At 72.4% G+C, this 18,646-nt stretch carries 12 protein-coding genes and 1 rRNA gene; 4 read left to right on the top strand and 9 right to left on the bottom strand.

Going from position 1 to position 18,646, the window contains the following annotated elements; all coding sequences use genetic code 11:
* Positions 1-101: 101 nt before the first annotated feature.
* Positions 102-2,087: a TIGR03960 family B12-binding radical SAM protein gene (locus NMK34_RS24170; RefSeq protein WP_318335343.1), complete on the bottom strand. Its 1,986-nt coding sequence runs from the start codon at positions 2,085-2,087 to the stop codon at positions 102-104.
* Between the two features lie 206 nt (positions 2,088-2,293).
* Here NMK34_RS24170 and NMK34_RS24175 point away from each other — a divergent pair, with 206 nt between their 5' ends.
* Positions 2,294-4,147: a hypothetical protein gene (locus NMK34_RS24175; protein WP_318335344.1), complete on the top strand. Its 1,854-nt coding sequence runs from the start codon at positions 2,294-2,296 to the stop codon at positions 4,145-4,147.
* 4 nt (positions 4,148-4,151) lie between these two features.
* Here NMK34_RS24175 and NMK34_RS24180 read toward each other — a convergent pair whose 3' ends face one another.
* The 3 genes from NMK34_RS24180 to NMK34_RS24190 all read right to left on the bottom strand — a co-directional run bounded on the left by NMK34_RS24180 (position 4,152) and on the right by NMK34_RS24190 (position 10,099).
* Positions 4,152-4,859, bottom strand: coding sequence for a lysophospholipid acyltransferase family protein (locus NMK34_RS24180; RefSeq protein ID WP_318335345.1), 708 nt, complete (start codon positions 4,857-4,859; stop codon positions 4,152-4,154).
* Positions 4,860-5,016: 157 nt separating this feature from the next.
* Positions 5,017-8,163: an isoleucine--tRNA ligase gene (ileS, locus tag NMK34_RS24185; protein ID WP_318335346.1), complete on the bottom strand. Its 3,147-nt coding sequence runs from the start codon at positions 8,161-8,163 to the stop codon at positions 5,017-5,019.
* Positions 8,164-8,539: 376 nt separating this feature from the next.
* Positions 8,540-10,099, bottom strand: coding sequence for an alkaline phosphatase D family protein (locus NMK34_RS24190; RefSeq protein ID WP_318335347.1), 1,560 nt, complete (start codon positions 10,097-10,099; stop codon positions 8,540-8,542).
* Between the two features lie 196 nt (positions 10,100-10,295).
* Between NMK34_RS24190 and NMK34_RS24195 the strand changes: the two genes are divergently transcribed.
* Positions 10,296-10,736, top strand: coding sequence for a carboxymuconolactone decarboxylase family protein (locus NMK34_RS24195; protein ID WP_318335348.1), 441 nt, complete (start codon positions 10,296-10,298; stop codon positions 10,734-10,736).
* Positions 10,737-10,796: 60 nt separating this feature from the next.
* Here the strand turns inward: NMK34_RS24195 and ndk are convergent, their stop codons facing one another.
* Complete coding sequence (gene ndk, locus NMK34_RS24200; protein WP_013288023.1) at positions 10,797-11,222, bottom strand: nucleoside-diphosphate kinase; 426 nt, start codon at positions 11,220-11,222, stop codon at positions 10,797-10,799.
* Between the two features lie 145 nt (positions 11,223-11,367).
* Here ndk and NMK34_RS24205 point away from each other — a divergent pair, with 145 nt between their 5' ends.
* The gene (locus NMK34_RS24205; RefSeq protein ID WP_318335349.1) at positions 11,368-12,747 is read left to right on the top strand and encodes a VOC family protein; all 1,380 of its coding nucleotides are present in this window, start codon (positions 11,368-11,370) and stop codon (positions 12,745-12,747) included.
* A 72-nt stretch (positions 12,748-12,819) separates the two neighbouring features.
* On the opposite strand, the gene NMK34_RS24210 is transcribed toward NMK34_RS24205, so the two are convergent.
* The 3 genes from NMK34_RS24210 to NMK34_RS24220 are packed head-to-tail and all read right to left on the bottom strand — an operon-like array spanning position 12,820 to position 17,298.
* A complete protein-coding gene (locus tag NMK34_RS24210) occupies positions 12,820-13,281 on the bottom strand; it encodes a DUF4233 domain-containing protein (protein WP_318335350.1) in 462 nt (153 codons plus the stop codon).
* On the bottom strand, positions 13,278-14,621 hold the full coding sequence (locus NMK34_RS24215) for a folylpolyglutamate synthase/dihydrofolate synthase family protein (RefSeq protein ID WP_318335351.1): 1,344 nt from the start codon (positions 14,619-14,621) through the stop codon (positions 13,278-13,280). Before NMK34_RS24215 ends, NMK34_RS24210 begins: the two co-directional genes overlap by 4 nt.
* A 58-nt stretch (positions 14,622-14,679) precedes the next feature.
* Complete coding sequence (locus NMK34_RS24220; RefSeq protein ID WP_318335352.1) at positions 14,680-17,298, bottom strand: valine--tRNA ligase; 2,619 nt, start codon at positions 17,296-17,298, stop codon at positions 14,680-14,682.
* Positions 17,299-17,367: 69 nt separating this feature from the next.
* Between NMK34_RS24220 and NMK34_RS24225 the strand changes: the two genes are divergently transcribed.
* Positions 17,368-18,045: a hypothetical protein gene (locus NMK34_RS24225; protein WP_318335353.1), complete on the top strand. Its 678-nt coding sequence runs from the start codon at positions 17,368-17,370 to the stop codon at positions 18,043-18,045.
* Between the two features lie 306 nt (positions 18,046-18,351).
* On the opposite strand, the gene rrf is transcribed toward NMK34_RS24225, so the two are convergent.
* A 5S ribosomal RNA gene (gene rrf, locus NMK34_RS24230) occupies positions 18,352-18,468 on the bottom strand.
* Between the last annotated feature and the right edge of the window lie 178 nt (positions 18,469-18,646).

Genomic DNA, 18,646 nt, shown 5'->3' on the forward strand with positions numbered 1-18,646 from the left:
CGGGGCACCCCCACCCCGCGTACCGCGCCGGTCACCGGGAAAAGACGGCGGAGCGCGGAAACCCGGTCAGGTTCCCGCGCTCCGTGGTGGTGCCGGCGGCCTCAGCCCTGGGCGGCTGCGGGCAGCTTCAGCCCGTTGACCGGGGTGAGCGGCAGCAGCTTGCGGCCGGTCGGGCCGATCTGGATCTCGGTGTCCATGGACGGGCAGACGCCGCAGTCGAAGCAGGGCGTCCAGCGGCAGTCGTCCTGCTCGTACTCCGACAGCGAGTCCTGCCAGTCCTGCCAGAGCCAGTCCTTGTCCAGGCCGGAGTCGAGGTGGTCCCAGGGCAGAACCTCCAGCTCCTCGCGCTGCCGGGTGGTGTACCAGTCGAGGTCCACGCCGTATGCCGGCAGCACCTCGGTGGCGGCGTCCACCCACCGCTGGTAGGAGAAGTGCTCGCTCCAGCCGTCGAACCGGCCGCCGTTCTCCCAGACCTTGCGGATCACCGCGCCGACCCGGCGGTCGCCTCGGGAGAGCAGGCCCTCGATCAGCGACGGCTCGCCGTCGTGGTAGCGGAAGCCGATGGCCCGGCCCAGCGACCGGTCGCTGTTGATCGCCTGCTTGAGCAGCTTGAGCCGGCCGTCGATGACCTCCGGCCGCTCCATCGAGGCCCACTGGAACGGGGTGTGCGGCTTCGGCACGAACCCGCCGATGGAGACCGTGCAGCGGATGTCCTTGGACCCGGTGGCGGCGCGGCCGGCCCGGATCACCTCGTGCGCCATGTCGGCGATCTCCAGGACGTCCTCGTCGGTCTCGGTGGGCAGGCCGCACATGAAGTAGAGCTTCACCTGCCGCCAGCCGTTGGAGTACGCGGTGACCACGGTGCGGATGAGGTCTTCCTTCGACACCATCTTGTTGATCACCTTGCGGATCCGCTCCGACCCGCCCTCGGGGGCGAAGGTCAGACCGGTCCGGCGGCCGTTGCGTGACAACTCCTGGGCCAGGTCGATGTTGAAGGCGTCCACCCGGGTGGACGGCAGCGACAGCGAGACGTTGGTGCCGGCGTACTGCTCGGCCAGGCCGGAGCACATGTCGCCGATCTCGGAGTGGTCGGCCGACGACAGCGACAGCAGGCCCACCTCGTGGAAGCCGGAGAACTCCAGCCCCTCCTTGACCATCTGGCCGACGGTGGTGATCGAGCGCTCCCGCACCGGACGGGTGATCATGCCGGCCTGGCAGAACCGGCAACCGCGGGTGCAACCCCGGAAGATCTCCACCGCGTACCGCTCGTGGACCGTCTCGGCGAGCGGTACCAGGGGCTTCTTCGGGTACGGCCAGGCGTCCAGGTCCATCGTCGTGCGCTTGTGCACCCGGAACGGCACGTCCGGGCGGTTCGGCACGACCCGCTGGATCCGGCCGTCCGGCAGGTAGTCGACGTCGTAGAAGCGCGGCACGTAGACGCTCTCGGTCCGGGCCAGCCGCAGCAGCAGCTCGTCCCGGCCGCCCGGGGAGCCCTCCGCCTTCCACTCCCGCACGATGGCGGTGATCTCCAGCACCGCCTCCTCGCCGTCGCCGAGCACCGCGGCGTCGACGAAGTCGGCGATCGGCTCCGGGTTGAACGCGGCGTGCCCGCCGGCCACGATCACCGGGTCGGCGTCGGTGCGGTCGGCGGCGAGCATCGGAATGCCGGCCAGGTCGATCGCGGTGAGCAGGTTGGTGTAGCCCAGCTCGGTGGAGAACGAGACGCCGAACACGTCGAAGTCACGCACCGGGCGGTGGGCGTCGACGGTGAACTGCGGCACGCCGTGGGCGCGCATCAGCTTCTCCAGGTCCGGCCAGACCGCGTACGTCCGCTCGGCCAGCACGTCGGGCAGCTCGTTGAGCACCTCGTACAGGATCTGCACGCCCTGGTTGGGCAGGCCCACCTCGTACGCGTCCGGGTACATCAGCGCCCACCGGACGGTCGCGGCGTCCCAGTCCTTGACCACCGCGCCGAGTTCTCCACCCACGTACTGGATGGGCTTGGTCACCTGCGGCAGCAACGGCTCCAGCCGGGGCCAGACCGAGTTGGCGGCGGCGGGACGCGGGGTCGTGGACGGGGCACTCATGATGCCCAAGCGTACGCGGTGCCCCCGCCCTCTCCCGCGCCCGCGCCCACCCCCACCGGGTTGATCAAGGAGTTTGTGCGCTGCCCCGCGCTCCCACCGGACACGAACTCCTTGATCAGCGGAGTGAGGGCCGGGAGCGGGCGGGATTCGTCCCGGGTGGCGGGGCGGTACTAACCTCGCAACGGGCGCGAGAGGAGATAGCCGCGATGCCGCAGCCGCAGCCGGGGGCGGACCGGCCGGCCGACGGGGCCGAGATGCCGTCCGTCACCGAGCCGGCGACCGCCGCCGACACCGAGGACGCCACCGGCGCCTCGGCTCCGGCGTCCCCGTCCACCACGCCGGAGGCCGCCGACGACCGGACCTCCGCCGGGGTCTCGGCCGAGGAGCCGTCCGGCGCCGCCGGGAGCAGGGCGCACGACGGTACGCCCCACCGCCCGCCGACCCCCGTCGCGCCGGATGAGCAGCCGCACCGCGCCGAGCCCGATGACCAGCCGTCCGGCGACGAGGCACCCGCCTCACCGCCCGACGTCCCGGTCACGCCCAGCCCGGCGACCTCGACCCCTGACCCGCAGTCGGCACCGGCACCCAAGCAGCAGTCGGAGCCGAACGAACCGGCCGAGCAGGCGGGCGAGCCGGCAGACCCGGCCGACACCGCCGCGCTCGACGACGTAAGCCCGCACTCACCGGCCGGCGACGCCGCCCCCACCGCCGAGGCCGGCCCACCTGCCGGCATCGACGCCACCCCGCCCGTACCGGTGACCCGGGCGCGGGGATCCGCAGCGGTTCCCGGCCGCACCACGCCCGTCCCCACTCCGCGTACCGGGGGCCGGCCGGATCCGACCCGCATCGACGTCGCGCCACAGCCAGCCCCGGCCACGACCACGCCGGATCCCACGAAGGTCGAGAACGCCCCGGCCTCCACCCGGGCCGGGAACACGCCGGACCCGACGCGGGTGGAGAACGCCCCGAACCCGACCCGGGTCGAGGCGCCCCGCTGGAGCGGTTCCGCAGCCGTCCCGCCACCGCCGGCACGCCGGCCCGCCTGGGGCGAGTCCGCCGAGCCCACCCCGGTGCCGCCGCTCGCGTCGCCGGAACACGCCACGCCTGTCGACCCGTGGGCGGGGGTGGACACCACCGGCTGGGAGCTGCACGCCCCGGAGCTGCCGCCACCGACGCCGACGCTGCCGTACACCGCGCCCTGGGCCGTGCCGGACAACCCGCACCCGGCCCACCCGGCGCCACCGGCGGCCCACCCCGCCCCGCAACCGGCCCGTCCCGCGCCGCCCGCCGCCCGGCCGGTCTCGCCCCCGCCGCACAGCCCGCCGTACTCCGGACCGGCCCGGCCGGTCTCGCCGCCGCACCATCCCGCTCCGCCCGCCGCCCGGCCCCTGCCGCCCGCGGCACCCGTCGCGCCGCCGGCGAAGCCCGGACGGCCGCCGAAGCAGCGCCGGGTCAAGGCCGGTCCGCCTGTCGCACCGCCGGGCTGGCAGCAGCCGCCGAAGCGGACCCGCCGCCGGCGCCGCTGGCCCTGGGTGCTGCTGCTCTCCATCGCCTGCTGCTGCGGGCTCCCGCTCTGGTGGTTCCAGCCGATCTCCAACCAGTACCCGGCCAGTGCCACCCTCCCGGACCAGATCGACTCGATGCGGCTACGCCAGGACGAGAGCAGCCGGGCCACGGCCGAGGAGCTGAAATCCCGGGTACGCGAGTCGAACCTGCTCGCCGAGGACACGTTCGCCGGCATCTACACCACGAGCGACGGCAAACGGGTGACGTTGTTCGGCAGCACCGGCCTGCGGTTCAGCCCGGAGTCGGACGCCGAGTCGGAGATCGACCGCCTCGCCGGGGACTACGCGCTGAAGGAGTCGGTGGCAGTGGACACCGGCGTACGGGGACGCTACGAGCGCTGCGCCGTCGGCCGCGCGGACGGCGACTCGGTGGTGGTCTGCGTCTCGGCCGACCACGGCAGCCTCACCACCGGCGTGTTCACCCGGCTCTCGGTGGACGACAGCGGGCGGCTGCTGAACGACCTGCGCCAGCGCGTGGTGGTGCCGAAGTCCTGACCGCTCAGGCGGTCTGCTCGCCGCCGGCCTGGTCGCCGCCGGTCTGGTCGGCGCGCTTCGGGGCGTAGCGCGGGACGTACTCCTGGCCGCTGAGCTTCTGGATCTCGGCCATCATCTCGTCGGTCATCGCGCGCAGCGACGTGCGGTCGTCGGGACGGCCGGTGAAGTCCAGCGGCTTGCCGAACTTGATGGTGATCTTGGCGCGGCCCGGTCGCGGGATCCGCGTACCGATGGGCTGGGCCTTGTCGGTGCCGGTCACGCCGACCGGGATGATCGGCACGCCCGCGGCGATGGCCAGCCGGACGGTGCCGGTACGCCCGCGGTAGAGCCGCCCGTCCGGCGAGCGGGTGCCCTCCGGGTAGACGGCGACCAGGTCACCGGCCTTGAGCACCGGGATCGCCGCGTCGAACGCGGTCAGCGCGGCCCGGCCGCCGGCCCGCTCGACCGGGATCGCGCCCAGCCCGGTCAGCACGAACTTGGAGAAGCCGCCCTTGAGGCCGGTGCCCTTGAAGTACTCCGACTTGGCCCAGAACGCCAGGTGCCGGGGCACCACGGTGCCGAGGAGCAGTTCGTCGGCGACGGAGAGGTGGTTGCTGGCGAAGATCGCGCCGCCGGTCGCCGGGATGTGCTCCAAACCCTCCACGTGCGGACGGAAGGCCAACCGGAGCGCGGGCGCCACGGTGAGCTTGCCGATGGTGTAGAGCAGGGGCACGGGTCCTCCGGCGGTCGTACGTGAAACAGGCGCTGTCACGGTAGCCGACGCGGCCGTCCGCCACCGAGCGGGTGGTCCGCAGTCCACTCGCTGGGTGCGGGTGTCAAGCAGGGGCCCTTCCTCTACCTGAGGCGTTGAGAAGGGCCCCCGCCTTACATCACACCTTGCGGACCGTCACCGTCACGCGCTCGCCCTCGCCGGCCTCGCCGGCGAAGCCGTCGAGGCCCTCGGCGAAGTCGATGCTGTCGGCGAGCACCTCCCGCGCCACGAACCCGGTGTACGCGGCGACCGCCGCCCGCACCTCCTCGGACGCCGAGACCGCCACCGTGATCCGGTCGGAGATGTCCAGATCGGCGTCGCGGCGGGCCTGCTGCACGACCCGGACCACGTCCCGGGCCAGCCCCTCGGCGGCGAGTTCCGGCGTGACCTCGGTGTCCAGCACGACCACTCCCTCACCGCCTGGTAGCGGCGCGGAGTGCTCGGCGTCGGCGGCGACCAGGCGCAGCTCGTACTCGCCCTCGGCGAGCGTGACCCCGGCGGCGACCGGGGCGCCGTCGCGCAGCTCCCACTCCCCCGCCTTGACCGCCTTGATGACCTGCTGGACGGCCTTGCCGACACGCGGGCCGAGCGCCCGCGGCACCACGGTGAGCACCTGCTGGCAGTACGCGGACACCTCGTCGGTGAGCACGACCTCCTTCACGTTGACCTCGTCGGCGACCAGGTCGGCGAAGGGCCGCAGCTGGGCCGCGACCGGCGAGGCCACGGTCAGCGTCGCCAGCGGCAGCCGGACCCGCAGGCCCTTGGCCTTGCGCAGGGACAGCGCCGCCGAGGCGACCGCCCGGACGTTGTCCATCGCGGAGACCAGCTCGTGGTCGGCCGGGAACTCCTCCGCCTGCGGCCAGTCGGTCAGGTGCACCGACCGCTCGCCGGTCAGCCCGCGCCAGATCTCCTCGGCGGTCAGCGGCGCCAGCGGCGCCACCACCCGGCACAGCGTCTCCAGCACGGTCCACAGCGTGTCGAACGCGTCCGCGTCGCCGGCCCAGAACCGGTCCCGGGACCGGCGCACGTACCAGTTGGTCAGCGCGTCCAGGTAGGACCGCACGGTGGCGCAGGCGCCGGAGATGTCGTACGCGTCCATCTGCGCGCCGACGGTCGCCACCAGCTCGTTCGTCTTCGCCAGCACGTACCGGTCGAGCACGTTCGCCGAGTCGGTACGACGACGCGCGGTGTAGCCGTCGGCGTTGGCGTACAGCGAGAAGAAGTACCAGACGTTCCACAGCGGCAGCAGCACCTGACGCACCGCGTCCCGGATGCCCGACTCGGTGACCGCCATGTCGCCGCCGCGCAGCACCGGCGAGGACATCAGCATCCACCGCATCGCGTCCGACCCGTAGGAGTCGAACACGTGGTAGACGTCCGGGTAGTTGCGCAGGCTCTTGGACATCTTGCGCCCGTCCGAGCCGAGCAGGATGCCGTGGCTCAGGCAGTTGCGGAACGCCGGCCGGTCGAACAGTGCGGTGGCCAGCACGTGCATGGTGTAGAACCAGCCGCGGGTCTGCCCGATGTACTCGACGATGAAGTCACCCGGGTAGTGGTGCTCGAACCACTCGCGGTTCTCGAACGGGTAGTGCACCTGGGCGAACGGCATCGAGCCGGACTCGAACCAGCAGTCCAGCACCTCCGGCACCCGGCGCATCATCGACTTGCCCGTCGGGTCGTCCGGGTTGGGGCGGACCAGGTCGTCCACCGCCGGCCGGTGCAGGTCGGTCAGGCGTACGCCGAAGTCCCGCTCGATGTCGGCCAGCGAACCGTAGACGTCGACCCGCGGGTAGTTCGGGTCGTCGGAGCGCCACACCGGGATCGGCGAGCCCCAGAACCGGTTACGGCTGATCGACCAGTCCCGGGCGTTCGCCAGCCACTTGCCGAACGAGCCGTCCTTGATGTGTCCCGGGGTCCAGTTGATCTGCTGGTTCAGCTCGACCATCCGGTCCTTGAACGTCGACACCGCGACGAACCACGACGACACCGCCTTGTAGACCAGCGGCGTGTCGCAGCGCCAGCAGTGCGGGTAGGAGTGGGTGTAGGTGTCCTGCCGCAGCACCACCCCCCGCTCCTTCAGCTCCCGGATCACCGGCTTGTTCACGTCGAAGACCTGCTCGCCCTGGTACGGCGGCACCAGCGCGGTGAACCGGGTGTGGTCGTCCACCGTCACGACGGTGGGGATGCCGGCGGCGTTGCAGGTGTTCTGGTCGTCCTCACCGAAGGCGGGCGCCAGGTGGACGATCCCGGTGCCGTCCTCGGTGGTGACGAAGTCCGCGCCGAGCACCTGGTACGCGTTCGGGCCGGCCGGCTCGACGAGGAAGTCGTACAGCGGCGTGTAGCGGCGTCCGACGAGGGCCTTGCCGGTCACCCAGCCGACCTGCTCGTACCCCTCCAACTCCTTGGCGTACGCCCCGAGGCGGGACTCCCCGACCAGGTGTCGCTGCCCGTCGCGCTCCAGCACCGCGTACCGGATGTCGGGGCCGACGGCGAGCGCCAGGTTCGACGGCAGGGTCCACGGGGTGGTGGTCCAGACGCCGAGCTTCACCGGGCCCCGGATGAGTTCCGGCGCGTTCTCGTCGGCGGTCAGCTCGAACCAGACGGTGAGCGTCGGGTCGTGCCGGTCCCGGTAGACGTCGTCCATCCGGGTCTCGGTGTTCGACAGCGGCGTCTCGCACCGCCAGCAGTACGCGAGCACCCGGAAGCCCTCGTAGACCAGACCCTTGTCGTGCAGGGTCTTGAAGGCCCACATGACGCTTTCCATGTAGTCCAGGTCGAGCGTCTTGTAGTCGTTGGCGAAGTCGACCCAGCGGGCCTGCCGGGTGACGTACCGCTCCCAGTCGTGGGTGAACTCCAGCACGGAGGTGCGGCAGGCGTCGTTGAACCGGGCCACGCCGAGGTCGAGGATCTCCGCCTTGGTGGTGATGCCGAGCTGCTTCTCCGCCACCACCTCGGCGGGCAGGCCGTGGCAGTCCCAGCCGAACCGGCGCTCGACGTGCTTGCCGCGCATGGTCTGGTAGCGCGGCACCACGTCCTTGACGTAGCCGGTGAACAGGTGGCCGTAGTGCGGCAGGCCGTTGGCGAACGGCGGGCCGTCGTAGAAGACGTACTCGTTCTCGCCGTTCCGGCCGGCGTCGCGGGCCTCCACCGACGCCTCGAAGGTCTTGTCGGCCGTCCAGTGCTCCAGCACCCGGCGCTCGACCGCGGGCAGGTCCGGGCTCGCCGGGACACCGGCGCCGGTCGGGTCGTGCAACGGATAGGCCATCGCCTGTCGCTCTCCCTCAGCAGCTCACTCGTCTGTGGTCTGCGAGGACGAGCCGAATCCGGTACGCCGTGACCGGCGCCCGGGTGTGGCCCGCGGTACCACCCCGCTTGGCGGCCGAGGTGCGACCGCCCGCTCGTTGGCCGGCTGTGACGGGCCGTCCCGTCCGGTTCTACTGAGCCGGTCACCCGGCCGTTCTTCCGGAGGCTCGCCGGTGATGGCCGGGTCGTCGCCTGTGCATTCAAGCGTACTCGACCCCCCACCCCCCGCGCCGCCGAGTATCTCGCCGCCCGCTTCTCACCCGGCGATCATGAAGTTGACGGCGAAATCGGAGATCCACATCGCCGCCAACCTCATGATCAGCGGGGTTCGGCCGGGGTCAGCGGCGCGCCGGGGCCGGGAGGGTGGTGGTCCAGAGGGAGGCGCCGGCGCGGTCGCGCAGGTGGACCGTCAGGGCCCGCGACGGGCCGTCGATGGTCACCTCGCCGAAGTGCTGGAAGCCCTCGGCCGGGGAGGTGTTGGCGCGCGGCGGGGCGTGCACGAAGACCGCCCTCGGGCCGAACGTGCCGTCCAGCGTGTTCGGGCCGAACGCGCCGGCGTGCGCCGGGCCGGAGACGAACTCCCAGAACGGGCTGAAGTCCCGCACGGCGGCGCGCGCCGGGTCGTAGTGGTGGGCGGCGGTGTAGTGCACGTCGGCGGTGAGGAACACCAGCCCGGTCACCCCGGCCCGGTGCGACGCGCGCAGCACCTCGGCGAACTCCAGCTCCCGGCCGGCCGGCGCGCCGTGGTCGCCCTGCGCGACGCCCTCCTGTGCGCCCGCCCCGTCCGGCACCACCACGCCGATCGGCAGGTCGTTGGCGATCACCTTCCAGGTGGCGCGGGAGGCGCGCAGCTCCCGGATCAGCCACTCCCGCTGCGCCTTGCCGAGCAGCCCGCGATTGCGGTCGGCGTACGTGTTGCCGTCGTTCGGGTCCTTGTAGGTGCGCATGTCCAGCACGAACACGTCGAGCAGCGGCCCGTACGACAGCTTGCGGTACATCGGCCCGCCCGACGGCACCGGCAGCCACTCGTGGAACGCCTGCCGGGCCCGGGCGGCGAGCACGTCCACCCGCTTCTCGCCGTACCGCTCGTCGGTCAGGATCTCCCCCGGGTACCAGTTGTTCACCACCTCGTGGTCGTCCCACTGGTTGATCTGCGGCACCTCGGCGGCGAACGCCCGCAGGTGCTCGTCGAGCAGGTTGTACGCGAACTGCCCCCGGTACTCGGCGAGCGTCTCGGCCACCTTGCTCTTCTCCGGCGTCACCAGGTTGCGCCAGGTGCGGCCGTCCGGCAGCACCACGCTCTCGGCCAGCGGGCCGTCGGCGTACACGGTGTCGCCGCTGCACAGGAAGAAGTCGGGCCGACGTTCCCGCATGGCCCGGAAGATCGCCAGGCCGTCGAAGTCGGGGCTGATCCCCCAGCCCTGCCCGACGATGTCGCCGGTCCACACGAACCGCACGTCACGCCGCTGGTGCCGCCCGGGGGCGGTGGCGAACGAACCGGTCAGCGGCTCGCTGCACAGGCCGTGCCGGTCCAGGCTCTCCACCCGTACCCGGTAGTGCAGCCGCTCCCCCGCGGGCAGGCCGCGCAGGCGGACCTTGCCGGTGAGGTCGCCGGTGGGGTCGACCACCGGGCCGCGCACCAGCCGGGCGCCGCGCAGGTCCGGCCGGCGGCTGACCTCGACGAGCATCCGGCCGGGCCGGTCCGCGCGGGTCCAGACCAGCGCCGAGTCGGCTGTCACGTCGCCGCTCTGCACGCCGTGGGTGAGCAGTGGCCGGCCGCTGCGCCGCAGGCCGGGTGCGGCGGGCGCGCCGGGCGCGCCGAGCAGCGCGCCGCCAGCGACTCCGGCACCGGCGACCAGGCCGGCGCGGAGCAGGGTACGTCGATCGAAGTGCGTCATGGGTTCTCCCGGTCTCGGCAGTGTCGCCAGCCCGGTCTACCGGCCGCAGGTGGCCGGGAACTCCGGTCGAGGTGACCGGCACGTCAACGACTGCCGTCCAGCGCCCCGGCATGACCACCGTCACACCGCCGGGCCGTCACACCGCGCCCACCGTGCCCCGTCCTGTGCGCGTACCCGAACCCTCAAGGAGGCGGCGATGAGCCGGATGAACATGGCGGCGGTGGCGCCCGAGGCGTACCAGGCCGTGCTGGGCCTGGAGAAGTACGTCCGTGCGAACGTGGACCACACCGTGCTGGAGCTGGTGAAGCTGCGGGCGTCGATGCGCAACGGCTGCGCGTTCTGCGTCGACATGCACAGCCGCGAGGCGCTGGCGGCCGGGGAGGACAGCCGCCGGCTGTTCGCTGTCGCGGCGTGGCGCGAGGCGCCGTTCTTCGACGAGCGGGAGCGGGCCGCGCTGGACCTCACCGACGCGGTGACCCGGCTCGGCGAGCACGGCGTGCCGGACGACGTGTGGGACGCCGCGGCGAAGGTGTGGTCGGAGAAGGAGCTGGCGGACCTGGTGATGGCGATCGCCACCATCAACGTGTGGAACCGGGTCGCGGTGACCTGCCGGACGCAGCCGCCGGCGCAGGTCTGACCGCTGACACACGACGGCCCCGGTCCCGCCAGGAGCGGGCCGGGGCCGTCGGCACGTCGGTCAGGCCAGCTCGGGGAACCAGAGCGCGATCTCGCGCTTGGCGCTGTCCGCCGAGTCGGAGGCGTGCACCAGGTTCTCCCGGTTCGACAGCGACAGGTCGCCGCGGATGGTGCCGGCGGCGGCCTTGCGGCCGTCGGTGCTGCCGATCATCGCGCGCACGACCTCGACCACCTGGTCGCCGGAGAGCACCAGCGCCACCAGCGGGCCGCTGGTCATGAACGTCTTCAGCGGCGGGTAGAACGGCTTGTCGACGTGCTCGGCGTAGTGCTGGTCGGCGAAGTCGCCGTCCATGGTCCGGCTCACCATCGCGTCGATCCGCAGGCCCTTGCGCTCGAAACGGGACAGGATCTCGCCCACCAGACCGCGGCGCACCGCGTCGGGCTTGATCAGTACGAGCGACCGCTCGTCCGGGCTGCTGCTGGACACGCTGGGTTCCTCCTGCGCACTCAAACGGGGTTCGGCTGGGTACGGTCAGCGTAGCGACCCGGTCCCGGCGCCGGCGCGGCGGCTGCGTCTTCCCTGGCCCGCCGCGGCGGCCTAGCCTGGCCCTGGAACCCCTGGGAGGTCCACTGTGGCGAATGGCGGGAACCGCACGATCGCGCCGGTACGCAAACTGATCGGGGCGGTGCTCGGCACCGTCGCCACCTTCGTGACCGTTTTCGGTCTCGGCATGACCAGCTGGGCCATCGTGGCCCTCGGCGTGGCGCTGCTGGTGCTGGCGATCGCCCTGGCCACGGTCCGCGGCGGCGGCCGCACCTGGGTGATCGGCCTGGGGCACGTGCACAGCGCCTCCGAGCCGCCCACCCAGTACGCGTTCGGCCGGTGCGAGCTGCAACTGGTGATCGACGCGCCGGGGCTGCCGCCCCGCTCCAAGAAGATCATCGAGCCTCGGGTGCCGGTCGCCAAGTGGCCCTCGCTGGGCCAGGCGCTGCCGGTCCGGGTGGCGCTGGACGACCAGCGGCACGTACGCGTGCTCTGGGACGAGGTGCCCACGCACGCCGAGAGCGCCGCCGCGGTCGCCGACCTGCCGCCCGAGTACGCCACCGAGCCGGACCCGCTGGACGAGCCGCTGATCGCGCAGGAGGCGCCGCCGTGGGCCGGGCGCGCGCCGGAGGATGACTTCCGTGACGACTACCCGCCCGCGCCGGACCCGTACCTGGACGACGTACCGCCCCGGGCCGAGGACCGCGAGCCGGTGGTGCTGCACCAGAGCCCCGGCGGCCCGGTGGTGCTGGAGGGGCAGCTCGTCGAACGGGCCGAACGCACGGCCGGCCCCGGCCCGCTCCCCCGCCGCGCCCCGGCGCCCCGCTCGCCGGCCGAGGAGCCGGTCGACACCGTGCCGGTCGAGACAGTGCTCGTCGACTCCCCGCCGGCTGACTCGGTGCCGGCCGAGACCGGACGGGCCGACGCCGGACGGGCCGGATCCGGGCCGGCCGACATCGGGCCCGACCCGATCGACGTGGCGCTCGACGACCCCGCGGACGCGCCTCGGCGCTCCGACGCGCCGCCGACGCCCGAGGAACTGGACGAGGCGATCTTCGGCCCGTCCGGCGCGACCGAGCCGGACGAGCTGGCCAGCCCGATCAGCGGCGTCGGCATCACGCTGCTCGTCACCGACCTGGACCGGTCCCTCGACTTCTACCGCGAGCTCGGCTTCGACGAGCTGGACCGGGGCGAGGGCAACGCCGTGCTCGCCTCCGGGCCGACCCGGCTGGTGCTGCGCCGGGTGACCGGCGCCGCCCCGATCAGCCGCCGCCTGGTGCACGTCAACCTGGAGGTGGACGACATCCAGGGGGCGTACGAGCGGCTGCGCGACTCCGGTGTCCGGTTCACGTACGCCCCGCGCGTAGTGAACCGGGGCACCAAGCTGGAGGTGTGGGCGGCTGCCTTCCGCGACCCCGACGGCCACGGCGTCGCGCTGACGCAGTGGCGCACCCTCGCCCAGGTGTAAGGAAGGGCCCCTTCTTAACGCCTCGGGTAGAGGAAGGGGCCCTTCTTAACACGCGTAACCGCGCGACGACGCTCAGCCGAGGATGACCCGCCGCACGTGCAGCGCGTACGCCCACACCAGCGCGAACATCACCCCGAGCGCGAACAGCGACCAGTGCAGCAGCCCGGAGAGCAGCAGCAGGCCCTGGATCACGGTGCCGGCGTGCCACGCCCACGGGCGGCGCATCATCCCGGCGAGCACCACACAGGCGACCGCCAGCGCCACGATCGCGCCGATCGCCGCGCCGCTCAGGTCACCGCCGACCACCCGGATCGGCTGGATGGCCAGCAGCAGCACCAGCGCCTCCAGCGACATGGTGCCGGCGCCGAGTCCGCGTACCGCCTTGTCCGGGTTCCGCAGCCCGGACCGCCGCACGCCGCCCACCGGCTCCGAACCGCCCGCCGGCTCCGAACCGCCTGCCTGCTCCGGGCCCACCGGCCGCTCAACGCCGCCCGCCTGCTCCGGACCGGTCGGGCGCTGCTGCGGCCCGGTCATCGCTTGAGCAGCCGGCGGGCGTCGGCCACTGTCACCACCGATCCGGTGATCAGCACGCCCACCCCGGCCAGCTCGCCCGGCACGTCCGCCTCGGCCTCCGCCACCGCCGCCTCGATGGCGTCGGGCATCTCCCGGGTCACCTGCACCCGCTCCGGCCCGAAGATCTCCCGCGCCAGCGCGGCCAGCTCGTCCACCGGCATCGCCCGGGCCGAGCTGTTCTCCGCCACCACGATCGAGTCGAGCACCGGTTCGAGCAGTTCCAGCAGGCTCGCCGCGTCCTTGTCGCCGAGCACCGCCAGTACGCCGACGAGCTTGCTGAACGCGAACTCCTCCTGCACCGCGGCCACTGTGGCGGCCATCCCGTGCGGGTTGTGCGCGCCGTCGAGCAGCACCGTCGGGGCGCTCCGCACCCGCTCCAGCCGGCCCGGCGAGCTGGTCGCGGCGAATCCCTCACGGACCGCCTCGATGTCGAGCTGCCGCCGGGCGCCGGCACCGAGGAACGCTTCCACGGCGGCCAGCGCGACCGCCGCGTTCTGCGCCTGGTGCGCGCCGTGCAGCGGGATGAAGATCTCCTCGTACACTCCGCCCAGGCCCTGGATGGTCAGCACCTGGCCCCCGACCGCGACCGCGCGGCGCAGCACGCCGAACTCGGCGCCCTCGCGGGCGACGGTGGCGTTGACCTCGGCGCAGCGTTCCAGGATCGGGCGGGCGGCCTCCTCCTCCTGCGCCGCCGCGATCACCGTGGCGCCGGGGTGGATGATGCCGGCCTTGTGCAGCGCGATGTCCTCGATCGTGTCGCCGAGCCACTCGGTGTGGTCCAGCCCGATCGGGGTGATCACGGCGACGCCGGCCTGGATGACGTTCGTCGCGTCCTCCGCGCCGCCGAGTCCGACCTCCACCACCGCCACGTCGACCGGGGCGTCGGCGAACGTGGCGAACGCCAGCGCCGTGGTCATGTCGAAGTACGTCAGCGGCTCGGCGAACCGCTGGTCGACCAGCTCGGCCAGCGGCGCGATCTCACGGTACGTGGACACGAACCGCTCCTCGCTCACCGCTTCGCCGTCCAGGCTGATCCGCTCCCGGACGGTCTCCAGGTGCGGGCTGGTGTAGCGGCCGGTGTGCAGCCCGAACGCCCGCAGCAGCGAGTCGATCATCCGGGCCGTCGAGGTCTTGCCGTTGGTGCCGGTCAGGTGGATCGACGGGTACGCCCGCTGCGGGCTCCCCAGCAGGTCGAGCAGGGTCTCGATCTTCTCCAGCTCGAAGTGCATCCGGGTGAAGCCGCGCGCGTTGAGCGCGGCCTCCACCTCGGCGAACTCGGTGCGGTCGGTGCGGTCGCTCATGCGGAGCCATCTTTCGTTCGCGACTGCGGGGCTCGCAACCCCGGCTCACTCCTCGCGCTCACGAGGGAAGCGCCTCCAGGGCGGCGTCGATCCGGACCAGGTCCGCCTCAGCCACCGCCAGCCGTTCGCGGATCTTCGCCACCACCGGCTCGGGCGCCTTGCCGACGAACGCCGGGTTGTCCAGCTTCGCCCGCGCCTGGGTGGCCTCCTTCTCGGCTGCGGCCCGGTCCTTGGTGAGCCGGGCCCGCTCGGCGGCCACGTCGATCGAGCCGCGGGTGTCGAGCGCGACGCTCACCTCACCGGGCATGGCCAGCGTGGCGCCGGTCTGGAAGTCGTCACCGGGGGCGTCGAGCCGGGCCAGCGAGCGCACCAGCGGCTCGTGCGCCGCGATGCCCGCGCCGGCCAGGCCGTCGAGACGCGCGGCGACCCGCTGGGTCGGCCGCAGTCCCTGGTCCGACCGGAACCGCCGGACCTCGGTCACCACCCGCTGGAGGGTGCCGACTTCGCCCTCCGCGGCGTCGTCGATCAGGGTACGGTCGGCGACCGGCCAGGACGCCGTGAGTACGGTCTCGCCGCCGCTGAGCGCGGACCACAGCTCGTCGGTGACGAACGGGATGACCGGGTGCAGCAGCCGCAGGAGCTGGTCCAGCACGTGGCCCAGCACCCGGCGGGTGGCGTCGGCGGCGGGGCCGCCCTCGGCCAGCACCGGCTTGCTCAGCTCCACGTACCAGTCGCAGACGTCGTCCCACGCGAAGTGGTAGAGCAGGTCGCAGACCTTCGCGAACTCGTACGCCTCGAACTGCTCGTCGACCTCGGCGGTGACGTGCGCCAGCCGGGACAGGATCCACCTGTCGACGGTGGAGAGGTCAGCGGCGGCCGGCAACGGGCCGTCGGTGTGCGCGCCGTTGAGCAGCGCGAACCGGGTGGCGTTCCAGAGCTTGTTGCAGAAGTTGCGGGAGCCCTGGCACCACTCCTCGCTGACCGGCACGTCCTGGCCGGGGTTGGCGCCCCGGGCCAGCGTGAACCGGGTGGCGTCGGCGCCGAACCGGTCGATCCAGTCCAGCGGGTCGACCACGTTGCCGAACGACTTCGACATCTTCTTGCCGTGCTCGTCGCGGACCATGCCGTGCAGCGCCACCACGTCGAACGGCTGCACGCCGTCCATCGCGTACAGGCCGAACATCATCATCCGGGCGACCCAGAAGAACAGGATGTCGTAGCCGGTGACCAGCACGCTGGTCGGGTAGAACTTCGCCAGATCGGGGGTGCGCTCGGGCCAGCCGAGCGTGGAGAACGGCCACAGGCCGCTGGAGAACCAGGTGTCCAGGACGTCCTCGTCCTGCCGCCAGCCCTCGCCGGACGGCGGCTCCTCGTCTGGGCCGACGCAGACGATCTCGCCGTCCGGGCCGTACCAGACGGGGATGCGGTGGCCCCACCACAGCTGGCGGGAGATGCACCAGTCGTGCATGTTGTCGACCCAGGCGAAGTAGCGCTTGGCCAGCTCGGCCGGCTCGATCTTCACCCGGCCGTCGCGCACCGCGTCACCGGCGGCCTTCGCGAGCGGGGCGGTGTTGACGAACCACTGCAACGACAGGCGCGGCTCGACAGTCGTCTTGCACCGTGAGCAGTGCCCCACCGCGTGCAGGTACGGCCGCTTCTCGGCCACGATCCGGCCCTGCTCGCGCAGCGCCGCGACGATCGCCGGGCGGGCCTCGTACCGGTCCAGGCCCTGGAACGGGCCGGGCGCGGTGATGACGCCGCGCTCGTCCATGATCGTCAGCGAGGGCAGGTCGTGCCGCTGGCCGATCTCGAAGTCGTTCGGGTCGTGCGCCGGGGTCACCTTGACCATGCCGGTGCCGAAGCTCGGGTCGACGTGCTCGTCGGCGACGATCGGGATCCGCCGGTCGGTGAGCGGCAGCTCCACCTCGGTGCCGATCAGGTGCCGGTAGCGCTCGTCGTCCGGGTGCACCGCCACCGCGGTGTCACCGAGCATGGTTTCGGCCCGGGTGGTCGCCACCACGACCTCGTCGCCGTAGCGGATCGAGACCAGCTCGCCCTCGTCGTCGGTGTGCTCCACCTCGATGTCGGACAGTGCGGTCAGGCAGCGCGGGCACCAGTTGATGATCCGGTTGGCCCGGTAGATGAGCCCGTCGTCGAAGAGCTTCTTGAACATGGTCTGCACGGCCCGGGACAGGCCCTCGTCCATGGTGAAGCGCTCACGGTCCCAGTCGACGGCGTCGCCGAGCCGGCGCATCTGGCCGAGGATCGCGCCGCCGGACTCGGCCTTCCACTGCCAGACCCGCTCGACGAACTTCTCCCGCCCGAGGTCGTGCCGGGACAGCCCCTCACCGGCGAGCTGCCGCTCGACCAGGTTCTGGGTGGCGATGCCGGCGTGGTCCATGCCCGGCAGCCAGAGCGCCTCGTACCCCTGCATCTTCTTGCGCCGGGTGAGCGCGTCCATGAGCGTGTGCTCGAACGCGTGCCCCATGTGCAGCGAGCCGGTGACGTTCGGCGGCGGGATGACGATGGTGAACGGCGGCTTCTCGCTGTCCGCCGACGCCCGGAAGTGCCCGCCGGCTACCCACTGCTCGTACCGTCGCTGCTCTACCTCGCCGGGCTGGTACTGGCCGGCGAGGGTCGGGGCGTCGGGGCGTCGGGCATCCAGTCTCTCGGTCACCCTGAAAGTCTACGGAGCGCTTTCGGGGACCCGACGTGCACCACCTGTGATTCGCGTACGGTGGCGGTCATGTCCGACGCGCATCTCACCGAGCGCCCGGTCGACGGGGGTCCCGATCCGGTCGAGCTGACCGCTGAGCCGATCGAGCTGAGCCGCCGCGATCCCGCGCAGGAGCCCGAACACCGTCCCGTCTCCCGGCGCCGGAAGATCGTCCTCGCCGCCCTGCTGGCGGCCGGCCTGGCCGGCGCCGGCGCGCTCGGGCTGGGCGGCTGGCGGGTGGTCCAGCAGAAGGACACCACGCTCGGTCAGCCGGCCGAGGTGGCCGGGCTGGTACGCGACGACAGCGAGCGGGCCCGCAGCACCGCCGACTACCTGCGCGACGGACTGGCCGCCGACATCGAGCTGGACCGCGGCTACGGCGCCGTCTACTCCGACCGCGGGGACGCCAAGCGTTCGGTGCTGCTGTTCGGCGGCACCACGCTGCTCTGGCAGCCCGAGCGTGACCTGGACACCCTGTTCGGCCTGATGGCCGACGAGACCGGCCGGGTGGCAGGGCTGCGCGAGGTGGACGCGGGCCGCTTGGGCGGCGTGATGAAGTGCGGTACGACGAGCGGCGACGGCGGCGACTTCGCGGTGTGCGGGTGGGCCGACCACGGCAGCGTGGTGATGGGCATGTTCCCGGGCCGCCGGGTCGACGACGCCGCGGCCCTGTTCCGGGACATCCGCGAGTCCGTCCAGAGCCGCTGACCCGCGCCCTCGGCGCTCACTCGTCCACGCCAGCTCGGCGAGGTGGCTGGATCCGAGGCACTTCCTTGCCGCCACTCCGGGGAAGTGGTGGGCGGCTCGCCAGTTCGGCGAGGTGGCGGGGTTCGGGGCACTTCGTTGCCGCTACTACGGGGCCTGTCCGGCGGTTCGGAAAAGTGGCGTGGTGGTGAGCCGGTGCGGTGCCGGCGCTGTGGTCGATGGCCACTCACGCACGTCGGCAGGGGGCCAGCTCTCCGGTGAACGCAATTCAGGGCCACCCCGGTAGGGGTGGCCCTGAATTGAAAGATTGTCCGGCGGTGTCCTACTCTCCCACACCCTCCCGAGTGCAGTACCATCGGCGCTGGAGGGCTTAGCTTCCGGGTTCGGAATGTTGCCGGGCGTTTCCCCTCCGCCATGACCGCCGTAACTCTATGAACATGTCAACCAACCCTTGGTGGGTGATCGTTTGTTCAGAGTTGCACAGTGGACGCGTAGCAGCTTGGTAGTCAAGTCCTCGGCCTATTAGTACCGGTCAACTGAACCCGTTACCGGGCTTACATTTCCGGCCTATCAACCCAGTCGTCTAGCTGGGGGCCTTACCCCA

This window comes from Micromonospora sp. BRA006-A, from assembly GCF_033433935.1.
Taxonomy (GTDB): domain Bacteria; phylum Actinomycetota; class Actinomycetes; order Mycobacteriales; family Micromonosporaceae; genus Micromonospora; species Micromonospora aurantiaca.

Bases quoted from the DNA above. Each gene is read 5' to 3' on its own strand.
- NMK34_RS24170 (WP_318335343.1), bottom strand. From the start codon at position 2,087: ATGAGTGCCCCGTCCACGACCCCGCGTCCCGCCGCCGCCAACTCGGTC.
- NMK34_RS24175 (WP_318335344.1), top strand. From the start codon at position 2,294: ATGCCGCAGCCGCAGCCGGGGGCGGACCGGCCGGCCGACGGGGCCGAG.
- ileS (WP_318335346.1), bottom strand. From the start codon at position 8,163: ATGGCCTATCCGTTGCACGACCCGACCGGCGCCGGTGTCCCGGCGAGC.
- NMK34_RS24190 (WP_318335347.1), bottom strand. From the start codon at position 10,099: ATGACGCACTTCGATCGACGTACCCTGCTCCGCGCCGGCCTGGTCGCC.
- NMK34_RS24195 (WP_318335348.1), top strand. From the start codon at position 10,296: ATGAGCCGGATGAACATGGCGGCGGTGGCGCCCGAGGCGTACCAGGCC.
- NMK34_RS24210 (WP_318335350.1), bottom strand. From the start codon at position 13,281: ATGACCGGGCCGCAGCAGCGCCCGACCGGTCCGGAGCAGGCGGGCGGC.
- NMK34_RS24215 (WP_318335351.1), bottom strand. From the start codon at position 14,621: ATGAGCGACCGCACCGACCGCACCGAGTTCGCCGAGGTGGAGGCCGCG.
- NMK34_RS24225 (WP_318335353.1), top strand. From the start codon at position 17,368: ATGTCCGACGCGCATCTCACCGAGCGCCCGGTCGACGGGGGTCCCGAT.